Annotated in this window: 25 protein-coding genes; 6 read left to right on the top strand and 19 right to left on the bottom strand. The window is 37.1% G+C overall.

Translation table 11 applies throughout. From position 1 onward, the window contains the following. Positions 1-137 precede the first annotated feature (137 nt). From H3R25_RS00770 to H3R25_RS00745, 6 genes are all read right to left on the bottom strand, one after another. Positions 138-2,576, bottom strand: coding sequence for a DNA translocase FtsK (locus H3R25_RS00770; protein WP_198193856.1), 2,439 nt, complete (start codon positions 2,574-2,576; stop codon positions 138-140). Positions 2,577-2,595: 19 nt separating this feature from the next. Further along, on the bottom strand, positions 2,596-2,988 hold the full coding sequence (locus H3R25_RS00765; protein ID WP_046306452.1) for a DUF1149 family protein: 393 nt from the start codon (positions 2,986-2,988) through the stop codon (positions 2,596-2,598). Further along, a complete protein-coding gene (locus tag H3R25_RS00760; protein WP_046306450.1) occupies positions 2,988-3,548 on the bottom strand; it encodes a tRNA (cytidine(34)-2'-O)-methyltransferase in 561 nt (186 codons plus the stop codon). Before H3R25_RS00760 ends, H3R25_RS00765 begins: the two co-directional genes overlap by 1 nt. Before the next feature lie 48 nt (positions 3,549-3,596). Continuing rightward, the gene (locus tag H3R25_RS00755) at positions 3,597-4,799 is read right to left on the bottom strand and encodes an AI-2E family transporter (protein WP_187157734.1); all 1,203 of its coding nucleotides are present in this window, start codon (positions 4,797-4,799) and stop codon (positions 3,597-3,599) included. Positions 4,800-4,812: 13 nt separating this feature from the next. Further along, positions 4,813-5,193, bottom strand: coding sequence for a PTS glucitol/sorbitol transporter subunit IIA (locus H3R25_RS00750; protein WP_198182832.1), 381 nt, complete (start codon positions 5,191-5,193; stop codon positions 4,813-4,815). Positions 5,194-5,275: 82 nt separating this feature from the next. Next, a complete protein-coding gene (locus H3R25_RS00745; protein WP_198193854.1) occupies positions 5,276-8,032 on the bottom strand; it encodes a cation-transporting P-type ATPase in 2,757 nt (918 codons plus the stop codon). 161 nt (positions 8,033-8,193) lie between these two features. Here H3R25_RS00745 and H3R25_RS00740 point away from each other — a divergent pair, with 161 nt between their 5' ends. After that, positions 8,194-9,228 (top strand): lactonase family protein, encoded by a 1,035-nt coding sequence (locus H3R25_RS00740; RefSeq protein WP_198193852.1) that lies wholly within the window; start codon positions 8,194-8,196, stop codon positions 9,226-9,228. A gap of 28 nt (positions 9,229-9,256) precedes the next feature. Here the strand turns inward: H3R25_RS00740 and H3R25_RS00735 are convergent, their stop codons facing one another. Genes H3R25_RS00735 through H3R25_RS00725 form a run of 3 tightly spaced genes read right to left on the bottom strand, consistent with a single transcriptional unit; the run spans position 9,257 to position 11,578 of the window. Next, on the bottom strand, positions 9,257-10,156 hold the full coding sequence (locus tag H3R25_RS00735; RefSeq protein ID WP_198193850.1) for an RluA family pseudouridine synthase: 900 nt from the start codon (positions 10,154-10,156) through the stop codon (positions 9,257-9,259). Next, the gene (locus H3R25_RS00730; protein WP_074425597.1) at positions 10,143-10,949 is read right to left on the bottom strand and encodes an NAD kinase; all 807 of its coding nucleotides are present in this window, start codon (positions 10,947-10,949) and stop codon (positions 10,143-10,145) included. Before H3R25_RS00730 ends, H3R25_RS00735 begins: the two co-directional genes overlap by 14 nt. Continuing rightward, complete coding sequence (locus tag H3R25_RS00725; protein WP_074425598.1) at positions 10,949-11,578, bottom strand: GTP pyrophosphokinase family protein; 630 nt, start codon at positions 11,576-11,578, stop codon at positions 10,949-10,951. The genes H3R25_RS00730 and H3R25_RS00725 overlap by 1 nt, the downstream gene beginning before the upstream one ends. A gap of 502 nt (positions 11,579-12,080) precedes the next feature. Between H3R25_RS00725 and H3R25_RS00720 the strand changes: the two genes are divergently transcribed. Next, positions 12,081-12,704, top strand: a complete 624-nt coding sequence (locus tag H3R25_RS00720; protein WP_198193840.1) for a CYTH domain-containing protein — start codon at positions 12,081-12,083, stop codon at positions 12,702-12,704. Between the two features lie 80 nt (positions 12,705-12,784). Beyond that, positions 12,785-13,426 carry a DsbA family protein gene (locus H3R25_RS00715; RefSeq protein WP_198193838.1) on the top strand — a complete coding sequence of 214 codons (642 nt, stop codon included), beginning with the start codon at positions 12,785-12,787 and terminating at the stop codon, positions 13,424-13,426. On the opposite strand, the gene H3R25_RS00710 is transcribed toward H3R25_RS00715, so the two are convergent. The 6 genes from H3R25_RS00710 to H3R25_RS00685 all read right to left on the bottom strand — a co-directional run bounded on the left by H3R25_RS00710 (position 13,401) and on the right by H3R25_RS00685 (position 18,057). Beyond that, on the bottom strand, positions 13,401-14,270 hold the full coding sequence (locus tag H3R25_RS00710) for a competence protein CoiA (protein WP_370567416.1): 870 nt from the start codon (positions 14,268-14,270) through the stop codon (positions 13,401-13,403). The genes H3R25_RS00715 and H3R25_RS00710 overlap by 26 nt on opposite strands. A gap of 55 nt (positions 14,271-14,325) precedes the next feature. Next, complete coding sequence (locus H3R25_RS00705; RefSeq protein ID WP_122034653.1) at positions 14,326-15,051, bottom strand: adaptor protein MecA; 726 nt, start codon at positions 15,049-15,051, stop codon at positions 14,326-14,328. Between the two features lie 104 nt (positions 15,052-15,155). Beyond that, positions 15,156-15,554: a transcriptional regulator SpxA gene (spxA, locus tag H3R25_RS00700; protein WP_074425603.1), complete on the bottom strand. Its 399-nt coding sequence runs from the start codon at positions 15,552-15,554 to the stop codon at positions 15,156-15,158. Between the two features lie 208 nt (positions 15,555-15,762). After that, on the bottom strand, positions 15,763-17,496 hold the full coding sequence (ptsP, locus tag H3R25_RS00695) for a phosphoenolpyruvate--protein phosphotransferase (RefSeq protein WP_074425604.1): 1,734 nt from the start codon (positions 17,494-17,496) through the stop codon (positions 15,763-15,765). Further along, complete coding sequence (locus tag H3R25_RS00690; RefSeq protein ID WP_046306433.1) at positions 17,496-17,762, bottom strand: phosphocarrier protein HPr; 267 nt, start codon at positions 17,760-17,762, stop codon at positions 17,496-17,498. The genes ptsP and H3R25_RS00690 overlap by 1 nt, the downstream gene beginning before the upstream one ends. A 112-nt stretch (positions 17,763-17,874) precedes the next feature. Next, complete coding sequence (locus tag H3R25_RS00685; protein WP_046306432.1) at positions 17,875-18,057, bottom strand: hypothetical protein; 183 nt, start codon at positions 18,055-18,057, stop codon at positions 17,875-17,877. A gap of 179 nt (positions 18,058-18,236) precedes the next feature. Between H3R25_RS00685 and H3R25_RS00680 the strand changes: the two genes are divergently transcribed. Together H3R25_RS00680 and H3R25_RS00675 are read left to right on the top strand one after the other, a co-directional pair. Next, positions 18,237-20,432: an ATP-dependent Clp protease ATP-binding subunit gene (locus tag H3R25_RS00680; RefSeq protein ID WP_198193836.1), complete on the top strand. Its 2,196-nt coding sequence runs from the start codon at positions 18,237-18,239 to the stop codon at positions 20,430-20,432. A 125-nt stretch (positions 20,433-20,557) separates the two neighbouring features. After that, positions 20,558-20,839 (top strand): DUF1827 family protein, encoded by a 282-nt coding sequence (locus tag H3R25_RS00675; RefSeq protein ID WP_046306430.1) that lies wholly within the window; start codon positions 20,558-20,560, stop codon positions 20,837-20,839. 39 nt (positions 20,840-20,878) lie between these two features. On the opposite strand, the gene H3R25_RS00670 is transcribed toward H3R25_RS00675, so the two are convergent. Both H3R25_RS00670 and H3R25_RS00665 read right to left on the bottom strand, forming a co-directional pair. Beyond that, complete coding sequence (locus H3R25_RS00670; RefSeq protein ID WP_198193835.1) at positions 20,879-22,450, bottom strand: peptide chain release factor 3; 1,572 nt, start codon at positions 22,448-22,450, stop codon at positions 20,879-20,881. Continuing rightward, entirely contained in the window at positions 22,450-23,319 is an 870-nt protein-coding gene (locus H3R25_RS00665) for a hemolysin family protein (RefSeq protein ID WP_198193834.1), read from the bottom strand. The genes H3R25_RS00670 and H3R25_RS00665 overlap by 1 nt, the downstream gene beginning before the upstream one ends. Before the next feature lie 100 nt (positions 23,320-23,419). Here H3R25_RS00665 and H3R25_RS00660 point away from each other — a divergent pair, with 100 nt between their 5' ends. Next, positions 23,420-23,881 carry a hypothetical protein gene (locus H3R25_RS00660; RefSeq protein ID WP_046306424.1) on the top strand — a complete coding sequence of 154 codons (462 nt, stop codon included), beginning with the start codon at positions 23,420-23,422 and terminating at the stop codon, positions 23,879-23,881. Between the two features lie 5 nt (positions 23,882-23,886). Here H3R25_RS00660 and H3R25_RS00655 read toward each other — a convergent pair whose 3' ends face one another. Together H3R25_RS00655 and recX are read right to left on the bottom strand one after the other, a co-directional pair. Next, positions 23,887-24,366, bottom strand: a complete 480-nt coding sequence (locus tag H3R25_RS00655; protein ID WP_046306422.1) for a hypothetical protein — start codon at positions 24,364-24,366, stop codon at positions 23,887-23,889. 9 nt (positions 24,367-24,375) lie between these two features. Next, complete coding sequence (recX, locus tag H3R25_RS00650) at positions 24,376-25,191, bottom strand: recombination regulator RecX (protein WP_198193833.1); 816 nt, start codon at positions 25,189-25,191, stop codon at positions 24,376-24,378. Between the last annotated feature and the right edge of the window lie 29 nt (positions 25,192-25,220).

Below are 25,220 nucleotides of genomic sequence, written 5' to 3'. Positions count from 1 at the left end.
CAAAAACAGCATTGCAATTATATAATAATTACTTTTCAGATGCTACAATTTCGACTAAAGTTCACATTCGAATTAATTTTAACATTATTTTTTCTCAAAACTTGGCAAAAAACCAACATGCTAAACTTTCTTAAAAATTAGCTCTTATTTTCAGTTTTTTGAGGTTGTATTAATACTTGACGTGGCTTTGATCCTTCGGAAGGGCCGACTACACCCTTAGCTTCCATTTCATCAACGATGCGCGCTGCACGATTGTAGCCAATTCTAAACCTCCGTTGCAACATTGACACACTGGCTGATTGTTGTCTTCTTACTAGATCAACAGCTTGATCATATAATTCATCCTCTGGCTCAGCGTCAACATTATCAGCTGTTTCTTCAGTTTTTTTCGGAATCATACCCTCATCATATTTTGGCTTTTGCTGTTGACTTACCCATGAAATGACTTTTTCAACTTCATGAGAAGAAATATAGGCACCTTGAATTCGCTCAGGCTTTGAAGCACCCACTGGCATGTACAGCATGTCTCCACGCCCCAACAACTTTTCTGCACCGTTTTGATCAAGAATAGTCCGAGAGTCAATTCCACTTGAAACCGCAAATGAGATTCTGGAAGGCACGTTAGCCTTGATTAGTCCCGTAATGACGTCAACACTTGGTCGTTGCGTTGCTAAAATCATGTGGATACCGGCAGCACGAGCCATTTGTCCTAAACGAACAATTGCACCTTCTACGTCGCGTCCACCAACCATCATTAGGTCACTTAATTCATCAACTACAACTAAGATGTATGGTAAAGATTGCATCACAGGCTTGCTTTTATCCTGATTATTGATTTCTACCTTTTCATTAAATTCGGCCATATTACGTGCACCGCTTGCAGCAAATAGTTTATACCGACGCTCCATTTCTTTAACTGCTTTACTTAAGGCATTTGCAGCTAATTTTGGATCCGTGACCACCGGAATTAACAGGTGGGGTACACCATTATAGACTGAGAGCTCAACCATCTTCGGATCAATTAAAATCAATTTTACTTGATCTGGAGTGGCTTTCATTAAAATACTTGTTAATATCGTGTTCACTGCAACAGATTTACCGGAACCGGTTGATCCAGCAATCAGGAGGTGCGGCATCTTCGTCAAATTGGCAGAAATAATTTGTCCACTGACATCCTTACCGAGTGGAACTTGCATCGGATCAGCTTTAGCCTTGCTGTCCTGATTCTGCATCACATCTTTAAAAGCAACAATCGAAGTTGCACGATTGGGGACTTCAATTCCGATATATGGTTTACCCGGAATCGGTGCTTCAATTCTGATATCTTTTGCTGCAAGAGCCAGCGCAAGGTCATCAGCTAAGTTAACTATTCTACTTACCTTTACACCGACTGCTGGTTGAACTTCATATCGCGTAACCGTAGGTCCCAGAATTGCTTTCTTAATATTGACATTGACGCCAAAGCTCTTAAAAGTAGATTGCAGGGTCTGGGTATTTTTCCTAATCAAAGCTTTGTCAGCACTTTGGTCAGTGTTTTTAACTGAATCGAGTAATGTCAACGGTGGCTTTTGATATTCGGGGTTAACTACTTCTTTACCATCAAATTCACCGTGATCAACTGATCCAAGCTCCTGCATCAATTTCTGGTCTTCGTCTGCAAAAGAATGAGACTTAGGTAATTCAGTTTCTGACTGCTCTTGCTGGTCATCATGACTGGAATATTGAACTTGGCTATCATCTTCAAGCGGCTCTTGATAAGCTGGTTGTTCTTCAATTGGAAGTTCTTCTGCAAAATCACTTTCTTGATTGGACGAAGTATTACTTTCATCTTCGGTATCATCTTTTACAGTAAAATCATCAACATTTGGAAAAACTGGTGATTCAGAAGAAAGTGGGTCTTGAAAATCGTCCTCTTTTTCTTCTCTTTTTTGAATCTGCTCTTCACGAATTTCACTGTATTTTTCTTTGATTTTTGAGCCAGCTTTTTTATTTTTGGCAATAAACAACTGGCTAACAGCCTGAAACTTCCTAATGACATCAGCAAACTTAACATCAAAGAACATCAAAATGCCAATTGGAATAAACAGAATTGCAAACACACGCAGACCAATATGTCCAAGTAGCGGATAAAATAGTTGATAGCAAATAGCACCAATTAATCCACCACCAATTGATTCAGTAATAGCTGCGCGTCCAAATTCTGCCGACATCTCATGCCAAAAAGCGTTCATGAACGCATTATTGACTAATTCGCGTTCAAAATAAACGCTGCTTTGAATAATCAAAAAACCCAAAATTGCCAAGAGCAATCCACATGTTCTTTTCAGCTTAAAGTGCATCGGCTTGTTGTATATCAACATCACTAAGCCAAAAATTGCGCATAGTCCAGCAACTAATAGGTAGGAATCGCCAAAAAACAGACGGAAAACATTAGCAATTTGTTTACCTAAAATACCAAATTTGGCAAAAGCTAAAATTACAATAATTATTTGAACAAGGCCGACAACAGCCCAAGTTATTCCTGTATTTTGTGCCTTCTTACTTGCTTTTGTTGTCCTCTTCTTTTTCTTAGGCATAAAATCACCTAATTAGGCTTTAAAAGTTGGCTTGGAAGTTCAAATTAACTGGCTCATCCAGCGCAATTTGCGTAACTTCATAAGTCAAAGTTTCAATATATTCAACCAATGGGCGACTTAAGATTTTATAATCTGTTTTTGAAAGATCACTACCATCACCGAAATAATCTTTAATTTTAACAACTTGGCTAATCATGCCACTAACAGTGAATTCACCAGGAGCAGGGGCCACTTCAAAGACAACGGTAATGTCGAAGTAGTTACCATCTTCACCAGGATCAGTAGTGCCATCTTCATTTTGTTTTTCGACTTTTTTCAAACCAAAGTTCACATTGTCCTTAGTTTCAAGTTCTTCATTAATGTCGTAGTGAAAATTCTTTACGATGACTGGTGTTTCTTTATTAAATTCCATTATTGTTCTCCTTTTAAATTACGTTCATATCTTTCTGGACGATTATAACTGTCCTTAAGCTTATCATTTTCGTAGTGATGCTCTTTTTCCAATCCTGGAAAACCTTGCTGACGAATTGCTTCCAACAGGACAATCGCAACCGAATTAGCTAGGTTATAGCATCTGATATTATCAGACATTGGAATCCGTAAATTGCGTTCATAATATTCTCGCATAAACGTTTCTGGTAAACCAGTTGTTTCCTTACCAAAAACAAAATAATAATTCTTTTTTGGATCTGTGTAACTTACTTCCGCATAGTTTTTTGATGAAAATTTGGAAATCAAGTACATTTCATCGTCTGGACCAAGACTGTTTAAAAAAGCTGTAAGGTCATCGTGCAGCCGCACGTCAACCTTATCCCAATAATCAAGTCCGGCACGTTTCATGGTTTTATTATCAATACGAAAACCAAGTGGTTCAATTAAGTCCAATACAGTATTAGTACCAGCACAAGTACGTGCAATATTACCTGTGTTAGCAGGCATTAATGGTTCATATAAAACAACGTGATTAGTCACTTTTTTCTCCTTAACATAAAAAGTGTGGCCCAGTGACCACACTTTACTCTAATTCTTTGTCACTTCTTCGTTATCAACTGTCTTCTTTGGAACTAAAGAAGTTTTTTCGTCTTCATCAAAAACTTTTGAAACCTTACGATAGTAATTATACACACGCATGATGATGATTTTTAAAATTGCGTAAATTGGAATACCAAAAATCACACCCCATAGGCCCCAAACCGCACTTGAACCAATCAAGAGAAGAATAGTTGTAACTGGATGCATTTCCATTTTGTTCCCCATAACCAACGGACTAATCAGACGTGATTCAATTGTTTGCTCAACAGCGAAGACAATTAAAACTTTAATGACCATCGGTAGAGAAATCATGATACCAATTACGATTGCTGGAATGAATGCAATAAAAGTACCAAAATATGGAATCAGGTTTAAAAAGGCACTTAAAACAGCGAGCGCAATCCCATATGGCAGACCGATGATGCTATAGCCGATTGCAAACATAATCCCTACCCAAAAGGCAACTGTTAATTGACCTCTGATATATGAAGAAAGAGCTGTATTAATATCATATAGTAATTCGCCAAAGCCGTTTTGCCAACGCTTAGGGGCAAATTGTGTCAAATAAGGACGTAGATTATGTCCATCTTTTAACATGAAGAATAAGATGAATGGCGCCGTCAATAACGTCATAAAGATCATCGTAACAATACTAATTGCCGACGAAATATTATCTAGTGCAGCGTCAATCGCATGCTGGCCAGATTTAAATATCATGTCCTGCGCACGTGCAATTGCATCATTAATATTATTTTTCACACTATGAAATTGTGGATCACTTAACATATTTTGAACAGCAATTGTTGCATCATTCCAAATATGAGGCCAGTGTCTTATTAAAGAATCGACTTGCGTTTGCACAATTGGCAATAAAGTATTAACAATCCAAACAAGTAATACCGCTACCAGTAAAAACAAACCAATAATAGTTGCAACCCGTGGTACTTTGAACTTACGCTCAAGAATGTCGACCAAGGGGTTCATAATGTAATATTGAATTAATGCTAGTAACAAAGGCGGCAAGATTGCACTTACAAATAGCTTTGCCGGATTCATCACAAAAGATATTTTATTAAAGACCCAAATAATCAGGAAAAACAATAAAATATTGAGTAAGACAACGCTAAAGCGATTATTCAAAAACCACTTTTGAAAAATGCTCTGTTTTCTAGGCTTTTCTTGTGAGTTCATTAAATCCCCCTATTTAAACATGCTCGTAGATAATTTCATCACCTACATTAAACTCTGGGAATGTTTGCTTATCAGCAAACGTCAAGTAGACAGCATTTGCCATGGGATTTTTAGGCTTTTTTTGATCAAAAAAGATTGTAATATGACCTAAAGCTTTCATATTACTTTCAACCATTGCTCCGACATAATCAGCCAGGTAGGTTTGACCATCAATCGTAATTGTGTCGCCCTTTTTGAACACAAACTGACTAACTGGTGTTGTGTCATCAAATTTTTGAATGACTGAAACATCATCTAAATCGGCTGTCACATTATCACTAAATAAAATCACCATTTTGCCGTCTGCTTCAATAGCTTGTTGACCAATTTTGGTAATCGTTGAGTTCCATTTCATTTTATTAAGCTCCTTAGACAATAATTTTAGCATAACAAAAACCGCTTAACTAATATATAAGCGGTTTTTATTTGTCTGATGACTATTTTTCACGATATAACAGCCATTTTTTAATTTCGTCTATGATTACCAATGGAATTGGTAAACAGAATAAGAAGAGCCAGTCAATCGGCATTAATCTTGTAGTGTTAAATAATTGTTGTAAACCTGGAGTTACAGTTAAAACAAGGAACAATAAAATTTCAAAAATAATTCCGTACCAGATATTACGGTTACTGAATAAACCTTTTTTGAAAATTGAAACCTTATTTGTACGACAGTTTAGCACATTAGCAATTTGAGAGAAGATAATTGCTCCAAGTACCATTGTCGTAGCACGCATGTAAACTGAACCACTTGAAGCAAGTGCCACTTTTGGCCAACCATTTTGCATATTAACAAAGAAGTAAGCACAAATTGAAATAATACTTGAAATCAAGCCATACCATAAGAATGCTTTGATAATTACACTTCGATTGAGCAGATGTTCACTTCGTTTACGTGGTGGTTGCTTCATCACATCTGGATCAACCGGTTCACCACCGAGTCCCAATGCAGGAAGCATATCAGTTCCCAAATCGACCGTTAAAATTTGCATAACCGTCATTGGAAGTGGAATCAAACCACCAGAAAGTAGGAAGAGAATCGATGGAAAAGCTTCCGGAACATTCGAGGTCAAGATATATGTCAAGAACTTACGGATATTACTATAAACTGCGCGGCCTTCTTCAATTGCAGCAACAATTGAAGCAAAGTTATCATCAGTCAAGATAATATTGGCAGCATCCTTAGCAACATCTGTACCAGTCATCCCCATCGCAATCCCGATATCAGCCTGTTTCAAAGCAGGAGCATCGTTAACACCATCACCAGTTGAGGCAACAATTTCGCCATTTTCTTGTAAAGTTTTAACAACTTTATATTTCTGCTCAGGTGCAACTCGAGCAAAAATCACTTCGCCCTTAAGTGCCTCACGCAGTTCATCATCGCTCATCTTGTTTAATTCAACACCGGAAATAACTCTCGCTTTATCTGAAGTTAAACCAATTTGAACAGCCACAGTCTTGGCAGTCAACTTGGAGTCACCAGTTACCATGATAATTTTGATTCCTGCTTCATGACAACGTTTAACGGCATTGTAAATTTCAGGACGTGGCGGATCACTCATCGTGGTTAACCCAACAAATACCAAATGCTCTTCGGCAGTTTCAATGGTTAACTTATTAATATCAGTGTCCTTAGAATCAATGATTCTGTAGGCCATTGCCATACTACGTAACCCTTTAGCAGCATATTCTGCATTACGCTTATCAGCAACATTGCGGTCGTCTTCAGTTAGTGGCCGAACTTCACCATCAACTTGAATCTGATCACACTGTTTAATTACGTCACTAAATGAACCTTTAGTGAAGATAATGTCTTGTGTATCGTTCCAACGGTGGATAGTTGACATTCTCTTTCTGTCTGAATCAAACGGTAATTCACGTAAGCGTGGGTATTTAACCAAGACCTTTTGGCGATCAAAACCCGCTTTTTCCGCCATTATTATTAATGACGCTTCAGTTGGTGTTCCTAAAATCTTTGGTTTGCCGCCCTTGGTTTTACTTGGCTGAACAGCTGTATCGTTATCAAGCGAAGCAATTTGAACCAGCTTATGTAAATCAGGATTTTCTTCGTACCAAAGTTGTTTTTTATTTAATTCCACCTGACCATTGTTTTCATAACCATTACCGGTAACTTGGAATTCATTTTTTAGTGTCCAAATGTAATGAATGGTCATTTGGTTTTGAGTTAACGTTCCCGTCTTGTCTGAACAAATGACGGTTGTTTCTCCTAAAGTCTCTACAGAATTAAGTTCCTTAACCAAAGCATGTTTCTTGGCCATCCTTTTGACCCCTTGGGCCAAGCTAAGAGTAACAGTTGGTAAAAGGCCCTCTGGAATGAATGCAACAATCATCCCTAAAGCAAAAATAAATGCTTTTGCAAACGGATATTTAACGAAAGCAATCGCTGCAATCATGAACACAATTCCGATTGAAACCGCAATAATTGATAACTGTTTAGTAAGTCGATTTAATTCTTGTGTAAGTGGACTATCGACCTTGTTTTGCTTTTGGGTAAGCTTGGCAATTTTACCAAACTCGGTATTCATACCCGTTGCAAATGCAATCGCACGTGCAGTTCCCGCTCCAACTGTAGTACCAGAATATACTAAGTTAGTTTCAGCGTAACTGCCCTCGCCAGGTGAATAGTCGGTTGTCTTTGATTCAGGAACAGACTCACCGTTTAAAGCACTTTGGTCAACCTGCATCGAACTCGCAGAAATCAACCGTGCATCGGCTGGAATTGAATTTCCAGCTTGCAAAACAAAAACATCCCCAGGAACTAATTCTTTAGCATCAATTTGGACCTTTTTACCATCACGAATGGCTTCGACATATGTTGGCAGCATGTTGTTCAAAGCATCGGTTGCTTTTTTAGCTGCTCGCTCTTGCCAAAAACTAAATAACCCGTTGATGATATTAACCAGCCAAATAGCAATTCCCAATTCCAGTGTGCCACTAAACATGGCAACCGCGCCTGAAATCCAAAGCAAAATGGCCATCATACTAATAAAGTTTTTAAAAAAGGCCTTCCATTCAGATTCTTCTTTGGCTTTCTGAATTTGATTCGGACCATACTTCTCTAATCGACTAGCAGCTTCTTCGGAACTCAAACCGTCCGTAGAAGATTGCAAATTAGTAAAAACTTCAGAAATATCATTCTGGGCATAAAGCTCACGAATTTTATTTTCGTCCATTCATTTGTACTCCTTAATAAAAATGTGATTTAATCGGAATATTCCGATACCATACTTTACCACTTTTAAACTAATGTAATCATGCAAATTTTTTACAAATAAATGTCATGTTATACTTATCTCATTAGTTCATATCACTGAAATTAAATGGAGGCTTAAAAATGAAATTATTAATTGGTGGTTACACCAAAAAAAAGGCTACAGGAATTTACGAATTACCACTTTATAATTCTGATAACGGCTTAAAAGTTGAACTGGGAACAGCAAAGGAAGTAATTAAAATCGGCGGTCCTACATACTTTGTTCAAGACCAGGATTTGATTTTCACAATTAACAATGCTGGTGATAAAGGCGGAATTAGTTCTTTCCAGTTAGTTGATGGTGCATATCAAGAAAAAGATTCTTATTTAACTGCTGGTTCTTCACCAGCTTACATCGGAATTGATTCAGTAAAGCACCTACTTTATACAGCAAACTATCACACTGGCGTTTTAGCTGTCTTTTCTTACACAACTGATGGTCAACTAACTCTAATCGACTCTGTCACACATACAGCAGACACACTTGGACCTCGTCCAGAACAAGTTGACGGGCCTCACCCACACTTTTTTGATGAGACACCAGAACAGAACCTGGTAAGTTGCGATTTGGGTAACGACTGCGTTGATTTTTATCGCCTTCAAAACAACAAGCTTGAACACTTAGCTAAGTATCAAAACGAAGCCGGCTTTGGTACACGTCATATCGTCTTTAGTCATGATGGAAATTACTTCTATGTCGTTGGTGAGCTTTCAAGTAAGGTCAATGTGGTTCAATTTAATGAAAAAGATTGGACTTTTAACAACATTGCCACATATTCAACTATTCCTGACGATTACACTGACCACAACGGTGCTGCTGCTATTAAAATTAGTCATGATGGTAAATTTATTTACGTATCTAACCGCGGTCACGACTCAATTACTGTTTTTGCAGTTAAAGAAGATCACACGTTAGAGCTTAAACAACGCGTTTCTACTTTTGGTGAATTCCCGCGTGATTTCAACTGGGATCCAAGCGAGCAATTTGTTGTAGCAACCAACCAAAACACTGACAATGCTACCTTATACAAGCGTAGTGCTGAAGATGGTTGCCTTACTCCAATTCAAAAAGACATTTACGTACCTGAAGGTACTCGTGTTCTCTTCAGTGAATAAATTTTAAGCCAAACAAAAAGAACTGTTTTTACAGTTCTTTTTTTGTGCTATTTTGCCATAAAGCTTGCATATCTTCCGGATCCGCAATTTCAATTTCTACCAGCTGGTTGTGTGCAAATGGATCTGGAAAGGCTAAGTAAAAGCAGTTCAATGCTTGGCGCTTAAATTCGTCATTTATGCCATACAGCGGATCTCCAAATAAAGGATGGTTAATTGATTGCATATGAAGTCTGATTTGATGAGTCCGTCCAGTATAAAGTCTTAGTTCAACTAGACTAATTCCAGGCTCTTGTTTAAGAACCTGATAAGCTGTAATTGCTCTTTTGCCATCCGGAGTAATACTACGCTTGACTGCATCTCCCTTTTTTCCAATTGGTTTATCAATCACACCCTTTAATTCATTTTCCGCAAAATTACCATGAACAAGCGCATGATACTTTTTAACAAACTGATCTTTATCCAGTTTACTAAAACGCGAATGAGCTATTGCATTTTTACCAACCAATACTAAGCCTGAGGTTTCGCGATCAAGCCTGGTTACAACGTGCGGCTTAACACCTTGCAATTTTTGTTGTTCAAAATAGCCTAAAACACGATTTACAACCGCATTGTCATCGTATCTTGAAGGAATTGACAAGAGATCTGCTGGTTTATTTATGACTAAATAGTTTTCCGTTTCTTTAGCAATCACTAAAGGCTCGTACGACGGTTTTAGCCATGGATTCTCCCTTTCGTTTCCCGGAACAAAAATCACTTCGTCACCAAAATGCAACTGATAATTGGTAAAACGCCGTTTATGGTTTACTAAAATCATTCCGTCATTGTTTTTTGCATCATTGACAGCCTTTTTTGAAAACCCGTTTTTCATTAAAAAAGCCCCTAATTCTACGGGAGCTTTATTTTCTACTTTAACTTTAAATAGTGTCATGTTTATCCCCAATGAAGGCACTCTGAACTCGAGACCAAAAATGAGTATGTCCAAACCGGTCAAACCGAATTTCCTTGTTTGAAATTCGAAAGTCTATCTTTTTGGCATTATGAATGTTAATCCTATTACCGTCAACCGTCATTACAAAATGATCTGAATTAGGGACAATCGTAATCCACTGGTCAGGTGCAATGACAATTGGAGATGAAAGAGTTCTAAAGACACGATTATTAATCGATGCAATTTCAGTCATCTGCAGCGCCTTTAGTTTCGGGTGAATTACTGCCCCACCAATTGATTTGTTATAAGCAGTCGAGCCCGTTGGCGTTGAAACACAGAGACCATCACCACGAAAATTTTCAAATAGCTTGCCGTCAATATAAACATTGGCCTCAAGTGTATGAGAAACCCGTTTAACAGCAGACTCATTCAAAGCTAAATAATGCTTGCGCTCATTAGATTCTGTTGTCAATTCTACTTCTAGTAAAGGGTACTTGGCTGATTCAGGTTCACGCAAAAAGAGAGCATCAACCATTTTATCAACATCTTGCCCCTGCCAATCAGTATAAAAACCTAAGTGTCCTGTATGAATTCCAATAAAACGAATCGAGCTGATTTGTTTTTCATACCGGTGAAAAGCGTTTATTAATGTGCCATCACCACCCACAGTAATCACTACATCAGGATATTTTGCGTCAAAAACTACGCCTTCTTTTGTGGCAAGAATCTTTTTTAAATGAGCTACTACTTTTAAAGTTTCTTCATTAGTGTTATGAGCAATCGCTATTCTCATTATTTTTCCTTACCTTTGTTTTTGGTAAAAACTTTCTGTGCCTCTTGTACTTCATCCTTGATTAGCGACATTTCTTCATCAAGCTTATAGGCTGTTTCAGCCGTAGACTTTAATCTTTGCGAAATGTCTTCAGGATACGAACCTTGATACTTATAGTTTAGCGTATGTTCTACGGTAGCCCAAAAGTTCATTGCTAGAGTTCTGATTTGGATTTCAGCCAACAATTTTTTCGAGCCTTCTGGAAGATAAACTGTATATGAAATTACCATGTGATAAGAACGATAGCCTGAGGGCTTGGCATTTTGAACATAGTCACGCTCTTCTAACACTTCCATGTCATCACGCTCGTGAATCAAATCTACCACTTTGTATATATCATCAACAAATTGACAAACAATTCTAATGCCCGCAATATCCTGCATATCGGTTTCAATTACATCAGGACTAATAACGCGCCTTTTCATCTTTTCTTTAATCGAATCTACCGTTTTGACGCGTCCAACAACAAATTCGATTGGTGAGTGCTCACCTTTAGTCAAAAAGCTCTGGCGCAGCGAACGGAATTTTACTTTTAATTCGCGAACGGCTTCAGTATAAGGCCATAAAAAAGTATCCCAGTCAAAATTCATTGAAATATTTCCTTTCTTAGTTGCTTCTTCATTCTAACATAAAACAATGATAGCAATTTCATATTGGTGACAGAAGCTATTATCTTGCTTGCTTTTTTAATAACAAAAGTGGAAAAAGTGCGATTAATTAGCTTTTTTATTAAATTGATTTTTTTAAAAGCTCTTCTTTAACAATCCTCTAAAATTATGATAAATTTATTAAATAAAGTCAAAAAAGTTGCTCACTTTGATTTTTTAACTGTAACTCACATTTGCTTTATAACAATAGTTTGGATATCCCATTCTTAATAATCCAACTTTTCCTAAGCTTATTTTTTGACTCTTATGGCAAAAATAGTTCACAATGAAAAACGTTGCCGCATTATAATAAATGTGATCAAGTTAGAAAAAGTTTACTATAATATAGATAGGCAAGATTGCTAGTTGTAATTTTTCCTATGATAGCTTTTAAGGTGAGATTACTTACTATAGCTAAATTGTTGATATACATTGGGGTAGATTAATGTCAGAGAATAATGAAATTGAAGCCAAGATAATTTTGCCCAAAGCAACATATTCCCATTTATGTGCAAGTTTTCCCGTTAAAAGCGATTTTAAACAAGAAAACTACTACTTCGACACTGATAACGGCTTATTAAAGCAGGCACATATCAGCTGCAGGATACGTTTGTTTGAAGATCATGCCGAGCAAACATTGAAAGTACCGGATAAAAATCCTGTACAGCATCGTTACCATGAAGCAATCGAAATCAATGATGACTTGAATCTAGAGAAGGCACAAGACCTTCTAAAAAATGCCGAAGAAAAAGGCAAAATCATCTTTACTGGTTCAGTTGGTGATTATCTAAAAGAACACTTCGATTCCGAAGCAAATTTATGCTTGCAAACATTCAGTAAAACACATCGAATTCTTGCTCAAGGACCACAAAATTGTGAACTTACATTTGACGAAACAAGGTATCCTGATGGATTTGAAGACTTTGAACTAGAAGTAGAAAATGATGATCCTACTTTAATTGAAGCAACACTGAATTTGCTTAAGCAACAATATGGGTTAGTGCAAAATTCTGCTAACACAAACCGAGCAAAAATTGCACGCGCTTTCAGTCATCGTGGTAAAATGTAGCTGTATGGATTTTTTCATTTTTAAAGGATAGATATTTGGTAAAGTTATATTGATTAATCAAGTTATGGAGGAGCCTGATCATGTTTGAGATATTTCTTTTTGTCAATCCAATTGGCGTATACTGCTATGATACAGAAGTAGCTGTTAAGAAAACGGTCGAAGAACTTGATATTAGTTCTTCTTTCCATTTTGTTCCTATTACTAACTCAAAAGTAATCAGAGACGACATTATTCGAAGAAAAACTTGCGGTCAAACGATAGATGATATTCCTGAATACACAATGGCTGCTTATCAGGCATTGCGTAATTATCATGCAATTAAACTTGAATACGGCAATAAAAAAGCACGTTGCTACTTAGTTAGCGTGCAAAAGGCTGTGAGTAAGGACTTTAATGTTTATTCGCAAGATTTGCCTAAAAAAGTTGCAGTTGATTTAGGTTTAAACTACAAACGAATCTGTGATTCTAAAATCAATAAATATATTGATGACTCGATTGAGCAAGACAAAGAGCTCGCACGAAAATTTAATATTCAAACCATTCCTACAACAATCTTTTTTAATGAAAGTGGTAACGATAATGGGCTTTTAGTTGAAGGCACAATTGCTCACGATAAATTGCTTGCTTTGTTAAAAAATAGTTACTGTAGTGAACCTCAAGAAGAGGAACAAAAACAAGTGGAAAATGGTTACCTTCCTAGAAGGCACCTTCGCTTGATGTAAAGTATGTTGTAGCATTATCAGCTGAATTGACAGAACGAACTTTGCTAAACACCCATTGTGGTAATTCATCAACCGTCATCTGTTTTTGGTACAACTTTGCACCTATCTGCAGTCCCTTGATACTTTTATGTGCTAATTGCATTTTAAGATAGTTCTTCTGAACGCTAGAATCAATCTGGTATTTTTTCAAACGTGGCTTAAAATACCATAACTTTTCTAATCCAATAGAATCCAAACTAAAACTAGCAGTTTGAAAATGTAACATATCCGTTAGTGGTTCAAGTTTGACGTTATATTTCAAACGTAAACTCCTTTGATACGGATTAACTTCTAAATAATAATTATTCCACAACTCGTTTTCACGAAAGAAAATGAGTTGTGTTTTTTTGAGATAATGTTGAAGAAAGTGCCTTTTTCCTACAATCCAAATGTCCTTAATGCCAATTTGCTGATACAAAAGATGTCGGTGCATAAATTCTGATTTATTGAGCGGCGCACATTGCACCTCAAAAGCCAACTTAGGACTTGCTAACACATCTGCTCGTAATCTACCATTTGCAAGTGAAACTTCCGTCTGAGCGTCAAATTTAGCCGCTTGCAAGGCATCTTTAAGTAGTTCCTTACTTTGTGCATGCTCATCTTTTTCTCCTGCAATATTGATAGTCTGTGGCAAGTGCTTAAAGTAAGCTGTCTTCTTTTTTACAATTAACTGAACCTCTCTTTTACAACGCGGACAGAAATAATGTCGCCTCGCAAACTGCTTTGGGTTAGTACTTTCTTTTACTGCTTCTTCTTTAGCAGTAACTAATTCATTATTCAAAAATGCTGCGTACAAAATAATCACCTATTATGAAGTACGCAAAAAACGACAGGTTTTACCCTGTCGTTTTTAATCAGTTTTATTTTTTAGCAAAAGTCTGGCGTAATTGCTCTAATGCATCCTGTTTAATAAGACACTTTGCAGTTGTCCGGACACGCCCCATTTCTTCAGGCTTTACCTTGGTACCATACTCATTAGCAATTGCCCACGCATCAGCAGGTTTAAGTTCAGAATAGTTTTCATTATCAAACGCTAAGTCAAGGTAAAAACGATTTCGTTCATAGTAAAGACTTGAAGAAAGATCTGGTGCCAATAAATTATCGGCAAGTTCAACTACAAATTCAAGATCAGAAAAACTGTAACCCTGTTTTGTCTGCAATTTCCAAAACGATTTTTTAACTTTTGGAACTGTAGCTTCATCAGTGTCTTGACTGTCCTCGTCATCCAAATCTTCTTCATCATCGTCTTCTAAATCAAGGAAAGAGCGACGTGCATCATCAGTATTTTCGTTTTTAATATCGCCAAAATCCTTCTCAAACAGTTTTGATAAGCTCTCTGGATCCTGATTCGTTGCCTTAGTGATCAACAGGTCAAGTCCACCATTATTTGGCATTACTTGAAAAGTGACTGGAGCATCCTGGCTAAAAGAATGGTCGGTGTCAATTTCATCTAAAATTGAATAGAAAAATTGTTGGATCTTACCTTTATCGCCCAGCAAATCTAGAACTTTCAGACCACGTTTAGCTAATTCAGACTTGTTAATTCTCACGCGGATAGTATTTTCATTAATATGTTCTACTTGCATGAGTCATTCACCTCCATCAGATCCTTTGTTCTATTGTAGCGTATTTTGTACATAAAATAAAAGCGTTAGTTCTAAAACTAACGCTTTTTTTGAAAGATTTCAAATTATAAATCTGCGATTTTTTGCATTTCCTCAAGTTCAAGTCGACGAACTTTTCTCGGCAAGAATCGCCTAATCTCGTCTTCGTTGTAACCAACTTGAAGACGACGATCATCCATAATAATTGGTCTTCTTAAAAGACTTGGGTCCTTTTCAACCATATCTAGTAATTGATCAATTGACAGATCATCCAAATTTATTTTAAGTTGTTGGAATGCTCTGGATCGTGTAGAGATAATCTCTTCAGTACCGTTTTCAGTCATCCGCAAAATTTGGATAAGTTCCCCTTTAGTAAGTGGTTCAGAAAAGATATTTCTTTCCTTAAAATCAATATCATGTTTCTTCAACCATGCCTTCGCTTTCCGACACGAGGTACAACTTGGAGATATATATAAATTTACCATATATTTTCACGCTCCTTCTGATCAAAAAATGATTCGTTACCTCTAGTATTATATCACATTACTTTCTTTTTATAAGTAATGTGTCTATGCTATCTATACTTTATGATAGTAAGTAAAAGTGAAGAAACTGTGAAGAATTTCTCAAGAAAAAGTAAAGAAATAAAAAGAGTGCATTAATATCTAATGCACTCTTTGTTAACTAATGAACTTAATTATTCACTTTTTTCATCAAGTCGTCAACTAATTTTTCGTTTTCTTCAGCAGTTTCTGAAACAAAACAAGCAGTATTAGCTAACTCCTTAATATCTTCTGTGTTTAACTTCTTCATTAAGCTTCTAATTCTTAAAATTGAAGTTGCGCTCATTGAGTATTCATCAAGACCCATTGAAAGCAAAATTGGAAACATGGTGCTGTCGCCAGCGGCTTCACCACACATACCACACCAAATGCCATTTTCATGAGCAGCATCAATTGTGTGCTTGATCAAACGCAATACTGAAGGGCTAGCTGGTTGGTATAGATATGAAACATTATCATTACCACGGTCAGCTGCCATTGTGTATTGGATTAAGTCATTGGTACCGATTGAGAAGAAGTCAACTTCTTTAGCGAATTGGTCAGCAATAACTGCAGCAGCAGGAACTTCAATCATCATTCCAACTTGTAAGTCTTCGCCAACCTTAACACCGCTTTTAACTAACTTATCTTTTTCTTCAGCCAAAATTGCCTTAGCCTTACGCAATTCACCCAAAGTACCGATCATTGGGAACATGATGCCCAATTTACCGAATGCTGATGCACGTAAAAGCGCACGTAATTGTGTACGGAAGATTTCTTCATTTTGCAATGACAATCTGATAGCACGAACACCTAAGAATGGGTTCATCTCTTCTGGAAGATCCCAGTAGTCTAAGTGCTTGTCACCACCGATATCCATTGTTCTAATGACAACTTGCTTGCCATTCATTCCTTCGATAACTTCTTTATAAGCTTCGAATTGGTCTTCTTCACTTGGGAAATCCTTGGAATCCATGTACAAGAATTCAGTTCGATACAAACCAATAGCTTCAGCGCCGTTCTCATTAACGCCTTCCATATCATTTGGTGTACCAATGTTAGCTGCAATAATGAATTGTTTACCATCAGCAGTTACAGAAGGTTCGTTCTTGAGTTTCTTCCATTCAGCCTTTTGCTTTAGGAATGCTTCACTCTTAACTTTGTAATCAGCAACTTGTTCATCAGTTGGCTCAATTACTGCATCACCGTTCAAACCGTCAACAACTAATGTTTGACCGTTTTCAACGTCTTTAGTAATTGAATCTGTACCAACAACAGCAGGCAATTCAAGTGAACGAGCCATGATTGCTGAGTGAGCAGTACGACCACCGATATCAGTAACAAAGCCCTTAACAAATTTCTTGTTTAATTGAGCAGTGTCACTTGGAGTAAGGTCATGAGCAACAACAACAACTTCATGATCAATTGAAGCTGGATTAGGTAATTCCTTACCTAATAAGTGAGCCATGATTCGTTTTGAAACATCGCGAACATCAGCAGCACGTTGTTGCATATATTCGTTATCTGTCATGCCTTCAAAAATTGTAATGAACTTTTGAGCGGTTTCATCAAGTGCAGCTTCACTGTTAATTTTTTGCTCTTTGATTTCATTTTCAATTGCACCTGTAAATTCAGGGTCATTCAAAATCATCAAGTGAGCTTCAAAAACTTGAGCTTCTTCTTCACCTAAACTCTTTTTGGCACTATCACGAATTTTTTCAACTTCTTCAGTTGATACTGAAATAGCTTCATGGTAACGAGTTAATTCACTGTCAACATCTGAAACAGTTGTCTTCGTGAAAGAAAGATCTGGTTCGACCAAGAGATAGGCTGGTGCTACAGCAATACCATCACTAGCAGCAATTCCTTTTAATGTCTTGGTCATTATTCAGCTAATCCTTCTTTTTTCATTGTTTCTGAAATAGCGTTGATTGCATCTTTTTCATCATCACCATCAGCACTAATTGTAACGTCAGCATTCTTACCAACACCGAGTGACATAACACCCATGATTGACTTCAAGTTAACTGATTTGCCATTGTATTCCAAGTTGATGTCTGAACCAAACTTTGAAGCAGCTTGTACTAACAAAGTTGCTGGACGAGCATGAATACCTGTTTCTGCAATAACATGAAAATCGCGTTTTTCCATTATAAATATCTCCTTTGAATTGAAAAATCAAACCGGTAGTAACTACCTATTCGCTTACTTAGACTATCATTTTTTTGTGAATTAGACAACATAAATGTAACAGTTTACATCATCAAAGTTCCGTCGTTGATTGCTTGTAAACTATTTTTCCACCACGTAGGGCTTTACCAGTTATGTTCTGTCTTTTGCCAAAAGATCTCAAAGCAGCCTGAAACGCAAATGCATCTTTAGGTTCAACTTCATAATGATCTAATTCACCACTTGCTAACTGCTCTAAAATTTTTTGATAATCCAAATATACCACCGTTTTTCTAAAACATACACTAAAAATTAAGCATTTTTGCTTTTACAAGTGATTATTTTAGCATATTTGGATTCAATAGATAATAATATATATTATTCCGAGTTTTAGCACTTGATTATTGAGAGTGCTAATTATATAATTTAGTCATTGAAAAGAAAGGCGGTAATGTAATGCTCTGTCAAAACTGTCAAAAACGACCTGCCTCTATTCATCTTTTTGCAAAGGTAAATGGAGAAAGCCGCGAAATCAATTTATGTGGACAATGTTATCAAGAACTTAAACAACAAGGAAATATTAACATGAGTAACGACAACAACGGTTTCTTTGGCGACTTTAACGATCTCTTTAATTTTAATAATGAAAATGCAATGAACGGCAACCCTAATAACCCAGGAAACCCTGGAATGAACAATGGTAATCCTAATAATGGTGGTGGAGGCCGTTCACTACTTGATCAATACGGTACAGATTTAACTGCTCTTGCTAAAAAAGGCAAAATCGATCCTGTTATTGGTCGTGATAAAGAGATTGCGCGTGTCATCGAAATTTTAAATAGAAGAACAAAAAACAATCCTGTCTTAATTGGTGAAGCCGGAGTTGGTAAGACTGCGGTTGTCGAAGGATTAGCACAACAAATAGTTGATGGTTCAGTACCTGCAAAATTACAAGATAAACGAATTATTTCATTAAATGTTGTTTCTCTTGTTCAAGGAACTGGAATTCGTGGTCAATTTGAGCAACGGATGCAACAATTGATCAAGGAACTGCAAGATCATGACGACATCATCTTGTTTATTGATGAAATTCATGAAATAGTTGGCGCCGGAAATGCTGAAGGCGGCATGGATGCTGGTAACATCATTAAGCCTGCCCTTGCCCGTGGTGACTTGCAACTAGTCGGTGCAACTACCTTGAACGAATATCGCGAAATTGAAAAAGATTCTGCTTTGTCACGTCGTTTCCAACCAGTTGATGTTAAAGAACCATCAGTTGCAGAAACTATTCAAATTCTAAAAGGTATTCAGAAGCGTTACGAAGACTATCATCACGTTCACTACACTGATGATGCAATCAAATCTGCAGCTGAATTATCTGAGCGCTATATTCAAGATCGTTTCTTACCTGATAAGGCCATTGACTTGCTCGATGAAGCTGGTTCAAGAATGAACTTAACCATCCCTTACGTTGACAAAGAAAAATTGCAGGAAAGAATTGCAGCAGCTGAAAAATTAAAGCAGGAATCATTGCAAAATGAAGACTACGAGAAAGCCGCTTACTATCGTGATCAAATTGAAAAATATAATAAAGTAAAAGACCAAAAGGTTGATCCTGATAAATCACCAGTTATTACCAGCAAGATTATGAATAAGATTGTTGAAGAAAAAACTGGTATCCCAGTTGGTGACTTACAAAAACAAGAAGAAAATCAACTGCAAAACTTGGCTTCTAACTTAAAAGAACATGTAATTGGTCAGGATAAAGCTGTCGACAAGGTAGCACGTGCTATTCGTCGTAACCGGATTGGTTTCAACGAATCCGGACGACCAATTGGCTCCTTCCTCTTTGTTGGTCCAACTGGTGTTGGTAAGACTGAGCTTGCTAAACAATTAGCCAAGCAAATGTTTGGTTCAGAAGATGCCATGATTCGTTTTGATATGTCAGAATATATGGAATCCTATTCAGTTTCTAAACTAATTGGTTCTGCACCTGGCTACGTTGGCTATGAAGAAGCAGGTCAATTAACTGAACAGGTTCGTCGTAATCCATACAGTCTAATCTTGTTAGATGAAATTGAAAAAGCTGATCCTTCTGTAATGAACTTGTTCTTACAAATTCTAGATGACGGTCGCTTAACTGATTCTCAAGGTCGTACTGTTTCGTTCAAAGACACAATCATTATTATGACATCTAACGCGGGTCAAGGTATTAAGGAAACTAGCGTGGGCTTTACAGCTGAAAACGCTAGTGATGAGCCAGATGCTGCTCGTTCTTCAATGAGTCAATTCTTTAAACCTGAATTTTTAAACCGTTTAGACGACGTAATCGACTTCAACGAATTATCTAAGGAAGACTTAGTTAAGATTGTTGACTTAATGCTTAACAGTGTAAACAACATGGTTAAGAGCCGTGGAATGCAAATTACTGTTACTAACGAAGCAAAGAACAAGTTAGTTGAGGAAGGCTACAACCCTGCTATGGGTGCACGTCCACTTCGCAGAACTATTCAAGAAGAAATTGAAGATAAAGTAGCTGATTACAAGCTTGATCATCCAACTGCTAAAAACTTAACTGCAAGTGTTAAGGATCAAAAGATTGTTATTAGCGATGAAGAAAATAATTCTTCTGATGAGGAAATTAATCATTAATCTCTCGGCTTTATGCAATAAAATTTTAATTAATTACAATATAATTGCTTTTTTGCAAAGAAAAATGTTGTAATTAGCGTTATACTAAAGTAAAAGATAACTACTAGAAGAAACGGGTGAAATCCATGCACTTAATAGATGTAACCAATAGTTATAAGGATCTAGTTCATAGTCAACTGAATTCGACTAACGTTAATTATGTAAAAGTTTATTCATTAGGAAATACCTCTGTCATCTATACCGAAAGCAATGAAGCAATCGAAATTGCTTTGGAAAATCATGATCGTCGTATTCGTAAAGAAGAAGCTGAATTTGTCATTAAGCGACTAATTAAGGAAGATGATCCTTCCTACGTTATAACCTTTGACAAAAATCAACAGTTAATTGAAATCAATATTGATAAATAGAAAAAAGGTTGATAAATTTATCAACCTTTTTTTGCTTGCTTATAATTTCTCAGTTAATTTAACATCCGGATACTTATCTTGGAAAAAGCGCTCAGCAAACTGATTTTCAAAGAGAAACAGTGGCTGATCATAGCGATCTTTAACCAATAAGTTACGGCTATTCGACATAGCAGGATCAAGTTGCTCCGGATCAATCCAGCGAGCCACACGATGACCGATACTATTTAGCTCTACATCTGAGTTATATTCGTTCTTCATTCTGAACTTAAAAACTTCAAATTGCAGTTGACCAACGGCACCCAAAATATATTCATCAGTTTGATAGTTACGGTATAACTGAATCGCACCCTCTTGAACCAGTTGCGTCATTCCTTTATGGAACGATTTTTGCTTCATTACGTTTTTCGCAGTTACACGCACAAACAATTCCGGTGTAAATTCTGGTAATGGTGGGTAAACGATTTTCTTTTTACCAGCATAGATACTGTCACCTATTTGAAAATTGCCAGTATCATAGAGACCAACGATATCGCCGGCAACGGCATCGGAGACTTGAACACGTTCACTAGACATGAACTCGGTCGCATTATTTAGCCTAATTGGCTTATCAGTCCGCGCAAGAGTAACATCTAAGCCCTTCTTAAATTCGCCACTACCAATTCTAATGAAAGCAATTCGATCCCGGTGATTTGGATTCATATTAGCTTGAATCTTAAAGACAAAGCCGGAAAATTCTGGGTCGTCTGGACTCAGCTCTTCACCATCATTAACTGTGTGTGCTTGTGGCGCTGGAGCCAATTTTACAAAACTCTTTAAAAAGGTTTCAACCCCAAAGTTAGTTAAGGCAGAACCAAAGAATACGGGGGTCTGGTCACCTCTGAGAATCTTCTCAGAATCAAAAGTATTACCAGCTTCTTTGATTAATTCAATTTCATCTAAAGTATCCTTAAATTGTGGGTTCTGGCTTAATGGTTCGCTTTCAGGCAAGTTTCCATCTTGATCAAGTGGCAAGAAACGGTCTTCACCGTCCTTGTGATAAAGCTCAACTTGATTATTGGCAATATCATAAAGACCCTGCAAAGTTTGGCCGGAACCAATTGGCCAATTCATCGCAACACCTTCGATGCCAAGAAGATCTTCCAATTCCGCAATTAAATCTAGTGGTGGACGGCCATCACGGTCCAACTTGTTCATAAACGTGAAGATTGGAATACCACGTTGCTTGACAACTTTGAACAGCTTTTTCGTTTGTGGCTCAATACCCTTAGCCGAGTCAATTACCATGACTGCTGCATCGACCGCCATCAATGTTCGATAAGTGTCTTCTGAAAAATCCTCGTGTCCTGGTGTATCAAGAATATTAATTCTTTTACCATCGTATTCAAACTGCATTACGGAACTAGTAACGGAGATACCACGTTGTTTCTCGATTTCCATCCAGTCACTAGTTGCATAATGGCCTGTTTTACGTGCTTTAACGGTACCAGCACTACGAATAACGCCACCAAAAAGAAGCATTTGCTCCGTAATCGTTGTTTTACCCGCATCAGGGTGCGATATGATAGCAAATGTTCTTCTTTGTTCTACCTTATTTTTAAGTTCATCACTCATTAATTACTTTGCTCTTCTTCCTTTTGTCCTTTGTCTGGTATCGTCAACAAGACCGTGAGTAATCTTGATCGGTTCATTCTTCTTGTGGTCAAAACCATTCCATTGTCTAATTTGACTGATAATTTTTCTCCTTTGGCAGGAATAATTCCCAATTTAGTGATTACGTATCCGGCTACTGTATCAACGTCTTCCATTTCAAGATCAGTACCAAACTGTTCGTTAAATTCATCAAGCGGCATTTTCCCGTAAATCACATATTTATTCGGAGCGATTTGTTCGGATAAAACTTCAGTGTGATCGACTTCATCATCAATGTTACCAACAATTTCTTCGATCAAATCTTCAATGGTTGCAATACCAACAACTCCACCATATTCATCGGTTAAAATTGCTAATTGCTGCTGTGTTCGCTGCATCTCAACTAGTAATTCAGCCAAATCAGTTGTTTCTGGAACAAATAGCGGTGGATTCATGACATCTTCATAGTCAATCTTATCAAAGCCTTTTTCCCAAGCCTTTCTAAGCACTGTTCTGATATGAATGACACCCACAATCTTGTCCTTGTCCTGCTTGTAAACAGGGATTCTTGAATATGGCTCGTGCAAAATTTCTTTAAGGTTATCCTGCAAGCTAACTCCATAATCGACCATAAAAGCATCGATTCTAGAAACCATGACTTCACGAACCATTCGTCCTTGAAAATCCAAAACATTATTTAACATTGAAAACTCAGTGTCACTCACTTTTTTCTGATCGTGCAGTTCCTTTATTTCCTCAGTTAAATGTTCTTTCGTCTCTCCATCGCTTGAAGAGGATAATTTATTTTTGAAAATTTGAAATAAATTCCCCTTATCAGGGTCGCTAGCCATAGTTTTTTCTCTCTTTCTAAAAATACGAAGTTTAATAGTGCCATTATATCATGTACGCACAGGATATGTTAAAATAGCACGTAAGAAATGAGGTTTATTAATGAAAAAAAGTCATGTTTTACTTGTTTTTACGTTTTTATTGCTAATACCATACATCTGCAGTCTTACTATTATTGGTATCGGTTACGATGCATTAGTACTGCATTCAGCTGACTTGTTCAGAACCTCAATTGGTGCATTTGTCGGCGCTCTAATTATGTTTGCAATTAAGGCAACCATTCAACGTCCAGTCGACCTCTTGGCTGTGGAAGTTGATGACGGATTACTAAAACAACTTTTACGTTTTTTCAGTATTAGACGGCGTCCACTTTTGCAATTAGCCAATATGATTTTGGACTTTGTTCTCTGCTTTGGCGCAACGTTTGTTGTTCGCCAATTTCTAACTTTGGATCAGATTGTTGGCAAGTCGGCAGGAATCGTAATGTTAGTCATGTTACTTTCAACCTGCTTAGGTGCCTACGTTGAGTACGATAATTTATCAATCGACCCTAACCAACATTAAATAAGCTATTCACTGGCATCCAGATATAACATCTGTGCCAGTTTTTTTGTCGCTAAATTTAGCGTTTGAACAAAGTATGGTGTTAGACTATCACCTGGATTTTCATACATTTGAATTCCTTCATCGCCAACTTTTTGTAAAAATGTTGGTAAAACTGAATTAAGTGGTTGACTGAAAAAAGCGAGATTTTGCTGGTCAAGTTCTTCAAGTGCAACCTCATTTTGAGGTAAAACAAATCTCATTAGACCGCTAGGAACTTCTACTTCGTTTGGAACTAGTACACCGTACCAGTACATAAAATTTTCTGGACCGAAAACGATCATGCTAGCCCGTTGATCAGTCAATTCATGCTCGGCTAAAAACGCTTGAAAAACCTGATCTTGTTCCATTTCCACATTACAACTAGAAAATGTTCTTTGGTCATCCATTAATTGATCGGAAAAAGGACGACCAACAAATGTACTTTTTTCTTGTAACTTTTTCATAAAAACTCCTTAATAGTCTGCTAATTCATCAAGCGGGATAATTTCTCCTGCTAAAAAAGAATCAATTTCATTGCTGGCAAAACCATGTGTATAAAGATAATTACGGATTTTACTGTTGCGCTCTTGTTCGGGCAGCCTTCTGAAGCGCTTATAAGCCTTAACGCCCTGTTTTTTCAAAGCATCAAGTTGCTCACTTTCATCTTGCGCAAGATCCAGTTCGGCAATTATCTCATCAGCAATTGCACTAGAAAAGCCATGGCTCATCAACTTGTTCCTCATTTTACGTTCAAGTTCACGTTGTGAAATTCTGCCAATTTTACTTTTCATTGACTTCAAGACCCGTTGTCCCGCATCTTGCCATTCACTGTCATCAATCTGTTCCAACCCAATTTGGACTAATTCAGGATCAATCCCCTTTTGCGTAAGTTTACGTGAAATCGTCATTGGCCCATCAGTACCAATTCGCAAATTTTGTCTAATTGCTAGATCCACGTACTTTTGATCGTCCAAAAAGCCCATTTCGGTTAATTGACTAACTGCAGCTTGCGCAGGTTCATTATCAATTCCATGATCCTTTAAGTATTGTAAAACTTCATAAACCGTTCTCGGTTCATAATTTAAATACCTTGATGCTAAATTAGTTGCTTTTGCATCTTCATCATATTGCTTGACCTCATCTACTTTTTCATCAGTCAGCTCTTGTCCTTTTAAAAGAACAAATTCAGCGACAGTCTGCTCACTGGCGGAAAAAGCATACTTGCCATCTAAAAAGATATTATACCGACCCGGACGTTTTTGACTGCTTACTTTAGTAATTATTGGCATTTTACTCACCTTTCTACTAGGTTATAATT

It is taken from the genome of Lactobacillus sp. M0390 (assembly GCF_016102085.1).
GTDB classification, from domain to species: Bacteria; Bacillota; Bacilli; order Lactobacillales; family Lactobacillaceae; genus Lactobacillus; species Lactobacillus apis.
The sequence above is the reverse complement of the archived record's forward strand: the minus strand, read 5'-3'. Positions and strand labels throughout refer to the sequence as shown.

Coding starts and splice junctions, on each gene's coding strand:
- H3R25_RS00770 (WP_198193856.1), bottom strand. CDS start 2,576: ATGCCTAAGAAAAAGAAGAGGACAACAAAAGCAAGTAAGAAGGCACAA.
- H3R25_RS00765 (WP_046306452.1), bottom strand. CDS start 2,988: ATGGAATTTAATAAAGAAACACCAGTCATCGTAAAGAATTTTCACTAC.
- H3R25_RS00755 (WP_187157734.1), bottom strand. CDS start 4,799: ATGAACTCACAAGAAAAGCCTAGAAAACAGAGCATTTTTCAAAAGTGG.
- H3R25_RS00750 (WP_198182832.1), bottom strand. CDS start 5,193: ATGAAATGGAACTCAACGATTACCAAAATTGGTCAACAAGCTATTGAA.
- H3R25_RS00745 (WP_198193854.1), bottom strand. CDS start 8,032: ATGGACGAAAATAAAATTCGTGAGCTTTATGCCCAGAATGATATTTCT.
- H3R25_RS00740 (WP_198193852.1), top strand. CDS start 8,194: ATGAAATTATTAATTGGTGGTTACACCAAAAAAAAGGCTACAGGAATT.
- H3R25_RS00735 (WP_198193850.1), bottom strand. CDS start 10,156: ATGACACTATTTAAAGTTAAAGTAGAAAATAAAGCTCCCGTAGAATTA.
- H3R25_RS00730 (WP_074425597.1), bottom strand. CDS start 10,949: ATGAGAATAGCGATTGCTCATAACACTAATGAAGAAACTTTAAAAGTA.
- H3R25_RS00725 (WP_074425598.1), bottom strand. CDS start 11,578: ATGAATTTTGACTGGGATACTTTTTTATGGCCTTATACTGAAGCCGTT.
- H3R25_RS00720 (WP_198193840.1), top strand. CDS start 12,081: ATGTCAGAGAATAATGAAATTGAAGCCAAGATAATTTTGCCCAAAGCA.
- H3R25_RS00715 (WP_198193838.1), top strand. CDS start 12,785: ATGTTTGAGATATTTCTTTTTGTCAATCCAATTGGCGTATACTGCTAT.
- H3R25_RS00705 (WP_122034653.1), bottom strand. CDS start 15,051: ATGCAAGTAGAACATATTAATGAAAATACTATCCGCGTGAGAATTAAC.
- spxA (WP_074425603.1), bottom strand. CDS start 15,554: ATGGTAAATTTATATATATCTCCAAGTTGTACCTCGTGTCGGAAAGCG.
- ptsP (WP_074425604.1), bottom strand. CDS start 17,496: ATGACCAAGACATTAAAAGGAATTGCTGCTAGTGATGGTATTGCTGTA.
- H3R25_RS00690 (WP_046306433.1), bottom strand. CDS start 17,762: ATGGAAAAACGCGATTTTCATGTTATTGCAGAAACAGGTATTCATGCT.
- H3R25_RS00680 (WP_198193836.1), top strand. CDS start 18,237: ATGCTCTGTCAAAACTGTCAAAAACGACCTGCCTCTATTCATCTTTTT.
- H3R25_RS00675 (WP_046306430.1), top strand. CDS start 20,558: ATGCACTTAATAGATGTAACCAATAGTTATAAGGATCTAGTTCATAGT.
- H3R25_RS00670 (WP_198193835.1), bottom strand. CDS start 22,450: ATGAGTGATGAACTTAAAAATAAGGTAGAACAAAGAAGAACATTTGCT.
- H3R25_RS00665 (WP_198193834.1), bottom strand. CDS start 23,319: ATGGCTAGCGACCCTGATAAGGGGAATTTATTTCAAATTTTCAAAAAT.
- H3R25_RS00660 (WP_046306424.1), top strand. CDS start 23,420: ATGAAAAAAAGTCATGTTTTACTTGTTTTTACGTTTTTATTGCTAATA.
- H3R25_RS00655 (WP_046306422.1), bottom strand. CDS start 24,366: ATGAAAAAGTTACAAGAAAAAAGTACATTTGTTGGTCGTCCTTTTTCC.
- recX (WP_198193833.1), bottom strand. CDS start 25,191: ATGCCAATAATTACTAAAGTAAGCAGTCAAAAACGTCCGGGTCGGTAT.